Below are 5,034 nucleotides of genomic sequence, written 5' to 3' on the forward strand. Positions count from 1 at the left end.
GCACTCGTTACTGTCGAAAGCGTGTCTCACAACCGAGTGACGTTTTATCGCGACGGGTATCAATCGCCATGCGTACAACCGCTGGCACGTTTCATGAAGGAGTTCGCGGAGGTTAACAAATGCTAACCGCCCAGAAGAAGATATTTTCACTGGCTGGTATGTCGCCAAAATCCAGCAATATGACAGCAAAGTCAGACATTAATACAGCAGATACAAGCAAAGTTTATCATTTGCTGGTGGTAGGAGCGGATGCCTTAACTATGTCAGAAATTACGGTCGATGGTGTTAGCGTTGAGAAGGTCAGCGGCTATGCCAGAGAATTTCTGGTCGTAGATGGCTTTCTCTGCTCGTGTAATGACTCCACAAAAACCTTCGTCCACGCGCGTGACGTTAACGAAATGAGCGCGATGTACTGTGCTTCTGGTTCTTCCAATAGTGAGTTTTCGGAGTCCATAAAAAAGAGCTTGCCGTTATGCGGCAACACGGTTTATGGTTATAAGGCACCTCATAAAACGGGTGCCGGGATTGGCGTCCTGAAAATTCTGAAGGCGACATATGACGCGCCGAGCGTCTTTTTTTATGTCGTAGGTCTGACTCACCCATTTTTTGGGCGTTGGTGTATAATCCAGCGCCTTTGTCAATCAATGGTGGCTCAGGCGGGGGCTTCTTCGGAAGCGCCGGTATCCTTCAGAGCCGGTTACGCCAACCCTGTCTGGGCTACCACCAGCGAAATTGGCGTTTCCGGTGGTAGCGTAACCTGCTATCTGAAGGAGGCTGCCACATGCTGGCTACTACCCCTACCCAAAAAACGCAATTTATCTGGATTATCGCCGCAGTTCGCCGCGATTGCCCGACAATTACCGCCAAAATTCATCATATTGCTGCCGAGTCTGAACGCGATGCTCGCCGTTCTCTGGTGCGCGATCACATCTGCTTTTTTGCTGGTCGTATCCGCATGGAGGTGGCACATGATTAAAACCTACGATGTGCATATGGACCCCCTCGAACGCACAAGCCAGATCATCACACTGACAGAAGTGATTAATGACATTCTGGTGAGCAACTCTCCCTCACGAGACGAAAAACTGAAGGCGTTACTCGCGATATTGGACCTCGCCGTTCGTGACGTTCATTTCCTGCTGGAAGGTGGACAAATGCCATGCAAAACGGGGGCAACCAATGAATAACTCAATTAATACCCCTCGCCTTACGTCCGCACTTCAATTAATCGAGCAAGCAGCGGCTGTCCTGGTTGCTGTCAGTCTTTCGGCTGAAGAAATGGACGCTGCTGATGTCGTGGATGCGATTAAAGCGTGCTCATCTTTGGTTAACGATGCCCGTGCAGAGCTGGTAATTCTTGGTGGTGAAAAATGAATATCAACTTAATTTATCGTCATCCGTGTGAGCTGGAAATTGAATCATTGCTGGGGCGTGAAGAGCCATATCCAGACACATTCACTCCCGCAGATTGCGCGACTGAACGGCTTACCAGAGCGCGCACAGGTCTGGTTCATGTGATGAATGAGATTGTTCCCTCGGTGGGCGGGGAACAGGCGACAGTAATCAATAGCTGGCTACAAAAAGTTACCTCCCTGATAGATATCGGTTTAATCGATGTGGAGAGTGCGAAATGACCAACATCCAGCTCATTGAAGCGCAATGTCGCATCGAACAGGTTCAGACTGTTTTAGGGTTCTGGCTTGAAGGGGCCAGCCCCAGCAACAGAGACAAGTTAATGATTGGCGCGGTTATGTCACTGCTCAATGGCGTACCAGAAGCTATTCAGGAAGCGGACGAATTGTTGGGCAAATATGAGTTACAGAATCATTCAGGCGAGGCGAAACATGAATAATTTCTTAACTTTCCATACAGAAGCAACGCCTGACGGCGTAAACATCATGTACCGCAGCAACGATGGCATGACAGAACGCGTTGAGGCCGTCTCATATATTGATGCCGTAAATCGTCTGGATGCCGGGGATTATGACGATAAACCAGATGAAGGTATGTCAATACATCTCGCTATTGCCGATGGCGGCAACCAGGGATATTTCGATTACACATCACAGCATAACGTCATTATGTGGAGATGGCTGATCGCAACAGTATTCATGCTGGAAATGAGAGAGGAAAACGGCACTGTCAGCATCATTGATGATACTGGCAATCCTTCCGAAGTGGCTGTTTATTCCAACGGCATCGTCGCCATGCCGCTGTATCCAGTAGCAGAGCGCCTCGCTATGGCAAACAACATTGAGGGAGCGATGATAGAACGTTTTGGCATCGAGTCTGGCACAGAACGCGCCATCATTTTCTACAGAGCCATGATGGATGTGGAACAAGGAGCACTGACTCCATTTGGTCGTGAAACGCTTGCTGAACTTCACAACAGCTTTATAGCTGAACTGAATGAAAACGGCATGCCAGCGGAACCAGTGACGCACTGAGGATGGAGCCATGATTACTAAAAATTTCCGACTGAATGCGCTGGCAAATAAGTATGCGTCGGCACTGTATAACCACATTACCTCCACCAGCGGCGGGGACTATTTCATGGTTGATGCGGACGGCGAGGCCGTACGTGTGGAAATCGTTAATGGAGTAAAAGGCGTTCGCAGCCTGATCGATAGCTACACACTGGCAGCCATGAAAGTGTTCTACCCGCAGTGGGAAACCGTGGGGATCGAGCTTCTTGAGCGTTGCGTCACTAAGGACGGATTGACTGACGTCGGGCGTGAGATATGGCAAAGCATGGTTAATGACATGGGCGCAACTGTAGCGGGAGGTTCTCATGCGTGAAAATGCAGAAATGGCGCTTAGCTCCGCAATCGGAGAGCAGGTGGCAAAGATTGCTGGTGCTGTGTGGATTCATAACCTTCATTCTACTGGTGAAGAGAAAATGGCAATTCAGACGCCAGAGGGACGCACCATTACTACATCTCTGAAGCCGTCAGATGTTTGTGATCTGATTTGCGCATTCATGTACCCAGCAATGAGGACTGTCCACGGCGATAAGTGGAAACTTGCGACAACCGCTGAATTTGATATGTGGCTAAACAATGATGGCATGCTGACTGATTACGGAATAACCAAGTGGCAGATGCTGGTTAGCCATATCGCAAACGCTATAGACCACGTGGGGTACGGTGATGCGAAACATTGATCTTATCCGTCAGGTTATCAGTGCGTCTGAAAACAACTGGCCTCATGTGCTGGGCTGCCTGAACATAAATGTCCCTGACTCTCCGCGCCGTCATGCTCCCTGCCCTGCATGTGGGGGCAAAGATCGATTCCGGTTCGATGACAACGGGCGCGGTAGCTTCATCTGTAATCAGTGCGGCGCTGGTGATGGGCTGGATTTAATTAAACGCGTAAATAACTGCGACACAACAGAGGCGGCGCTTCTTGCCGCTGATGTTCTGGGTATTGATTACCGGACAACGGAAACACCAGAAGCCACCAGCCAGAAACGGGAACAACTGGAAACCGAGCGCCAGCGACGCGAACAGGAGCGCCTGAAAAGGGCAGAGAAGGACGAACAACAAAGACGGGATACGTTTTCCCGTCAGTTTGATGACATGCGCAGAAAGGCTGTAAACGGCAAATCTGATTATCTGGTTGCGAAAGGGGTAGGTGATTTTACATTCCCCGTGTTGCCCGATGGATCTCTGTTGCTGGCGCTGGTGGATAAATCCGGCGCAGTCACAGCAGCACAGACTATTACATCACATGGTGAAAAAAGACTCCTGACAGGTTCAGCAAAGCGGGGGGCATATCACGCCATAAACGCGCCAGAAACAACACAGAGCATCTTAATCGCAGAAGGGCTGGCAACGGCATTATCTGCCCATTTAATTCGTCCAGAGGCGCTGACAGTGGCGGCGATTGATGCCGGGAACCTGTTATATGTCGCCCAGGTACTGCGGGATAAATTTCCTTCAGCACAAATCATCATTGCTGCGGATAACGACCACAGCGAAGGAAGACAAAACACGGGGAGAATAGCAGCAGAAAAAGCAGCTTTATCTGTTTCTGGATGGGTGGCATTACCCCCGACAGATCACAAAGCAGACTGGAATGATTACCACCAAAAACACGGCATTAAATGCGCCACAGAAGCGTTCAATAAGTCAATGTACCAACCACAGGGTAATGGCGTGAAACAGGAGCCACAGACCATTGAGAGAAGCGATTTTAAGGTTATGGATACCGACCCACTGAAACCAAGAATAGAAAGCCGCGAGGATGGTATTTATTGGGTATCTCCGAGAGCTGACAGCCAGAGTGGAGAAATCATCAATAACGAAAGCTGGTTATGTTCTCCGTTAAGCGTTATCGGTACTGGCAGAGACGATAAAGACCAGTATCTCATTCTTCGCTGGCTGTCGTTTGGTTCTGAAACGCCGACAACCGCTGCCATTCCACTGGCTGATATTGGTGAACGTGAAGGATGGCGCACACTTAAAGCTGGTGGGGTAAATGTCACGACCAAAAGCAGCCTCAGAGCAATACTGGCAGACTGGCTACAACGCAGTGGCTCTCGTGAATTGTGGCGTGTTGCTCATGCCACTGGCTGGCAATGCGGAGCGTACATCATGCCTGATGGGGAAATCATCGGAACACCTGAAAATCCTGTGCTGTTCAGCGGGAGAAGCTCAGCCGCAGCCGGATATACCGTCTCAGGGAGCGCGAAAAGCTGGCGTGATAACGTGGCGCGTCTGGCCTTTGGTAACTATTCAATGATGACCGGGATCGGCGCAGCACTGGCAGCGCCATTGATTGGGCTGGTGGGCGCTGACGGGTTCGGCATTCATTTCTATGAGCAGTCGAGCGCAGGTAAGACCACCACGGCAAACGTGGCGAGCAGCTTATACGGCAACCCTGATTTACTGCGGCTGACGTGGTACGGAACCGCGCTGGGGCTGGCAAATGAGGCCGCCGCCCACAATGACGGACTAATGCCGCTTGATGAAGTTGGTCAGGGCGCTGATCCTGTCAGCGTTTCACAGTCTGCCTATGCGTTATTTAACGGTG

The 5,034-nt window shown here is 50.4% G+C and carries 9 protein-coding genes and 1 pseudogene; all 10 read left to right on the top strand.

Features of this window, described 5'->3' with window-relative positions; genetic code table 11:
* Positions 1-126: DUF4222 domain-containing protein (locus RTW80_RS22240; protein ID WP_312720228.1), on the top strand; the 126-nt coding region annotated here is incomplete at its 5' end.
* 281 nt (positions 127-407) lie between these two features.
* A pseudogene (locus RTW80_RS22245) lies at positions 408-755 on the top strand (ash family protein); the annotation flags it as partial.
* 26 nt (positions 756-781) lie between these two features.
* Complete coding sequence (locus RTW80_RS22250) at positions 782-976, top strand: host cell division inhibitor Icd-like protein (RefSeq protein WP_001351215.1); 195 nt, start codon at positions 782-784, stop codon at positions 974-976.
* A gap of 203 nt (positions 977-1,179) precedes the next feature.
* Positions 1,180-1,374: a hypothetical protein gene (locus RTW80_RS22255; RefSeq protein ID WP_001065738.1), complete on the top strand. Its 195-nt coding sequence runs from the start codon at positions 1,180-1,182 to the stop codon at positions 1,372-1,374.
* The gene (locus tag RTW80_RS22260) at positions 1,371-1,634 is read left to right on the top strand and encodes a hypothetical protein (protein WP_001024675.1); all 264 of its coding nucleotides are present in this window, start codon (positions 1,371-1,373) and stop codon (positions 1,632-1,634) included. Before RTW80_RS22255 ends, RTW80_RS22260 begins: the two co-directional genes overlap by 4 nt.
* Positions 1,631-1,852, top strand: coding sequence for a hypothetical protein (locus tag RTW80_RS22265; protein ID WP_000181940.1), 222 nt, complete (start codon positions 1,631-1,633; stop codon positions 1,850-1,852). Before RTW80_RS22260 ends, RTW80_RS22265 begins: the two co-directional genes overlap by 4 nt.
* Positions 1,845-2,447 (top strand): hypothetical protein, encoded by a 603-nt coding sequence (locus RTW80_RS22270; protein ID WP_001058748.1) that lies wholly within the window; start codon positions 1,845-1,847, stop codon positions 2,445-2,447. Before RTW80_RS22265 ends, RTW80_RS22270 begins: the two co-directional genes overlap by 8 nt.
* 10 nt (positions 2,448-2,457) lie before the next feature.
* Positions 2,458-2,799, top strand: a complete 342-nt coding sequence (locus RTW80_RS22275; protein WP_000628967.1) for a hypothetical protein — start codon at positions 2,458-2,460, stop codon at positions 2,797-2,799.
* Positions 2,792-3,163: a hypothetical protein gene (locus RTW80_RS22280; protein ID WP_001208878.1), complete on the top strand. Its 372-nt coding sequence runs from the start codon at positions 2,792-2,794 to the stop codon at positions 3,161-3,163. Before RTW80_RS22275 ends, RTW80_RS22280 begins: the two co-directional genes overlap by 8 nt.
* The coding region (locus RTW80_RS22285; RefSeq protein WP_312720225.1) for a DUF927 domain-containing protein at positions 3,150-5,034 on the top strand (1,885 nt) is incomplete at its 3' end. The genes RTW80_RS22280 and RTW80_RS22285, both read left to right, overlap by 14 nt.

The sequence above is a fragment of the Escherichia sp. AM3 genome (assembly GCF_032029835.1).
Taxonomy (GTDB): Bacteria; Pseudomonadota; Gammaproteobacteria; order Enterobacterales; family Enterobacteriaceae; genus Escherichia; species Escherichia coli.

Coding starts and splice junctions, on each gene's coding strand:
- RTW80_RS22260 (WP_001024675.1), top strand. CDS start 1,371: ATGAATATCAACTTAATTTATCGTCATCCGTGTGAGCTGGAAATTGAA.
- RTW80_RS22280 (WP_001208878.1), top strand. CDS start 2,792: ATGCGTGAAAATGCAGAAATGGCGCTTAGCTCCGCAATCGGAGAGCAG.
- RTW80_RS22255 (WP_001065738.1), top strand. CDS start 1,180: ATGAATAACTCAATTAATACCCCTCGCCTTACGTCCGCACTTCAATTA.
- RTW80_RS22275 (WP_000628967.1), top strand. CDS start 2,458: ATGATTACTAAAAATTTCCGACTGAATGCGCTGGCAAATAAGTATGCG.
- RTW80_RS22265 (WP_000181940.1), top strand. CDS start 1,631: ATGACCAACATCCAGCTCATTGAAGCGCAATGTCGCATCGAACAGGTT.
- RTW80_RS22250 (WP_001351215.1), top strand. CDS start 782: ATGCTGGCTACTACCCCTACCCAAAAAACGCAATTTATCTGGATTATC.
- RTW80_RS22270 (WP_001058748.1), top strand. CDS start 1,845: ATGAATAATTTCTTAACTTTCCATACAGAAGCAACGCCTGACGGCGTA.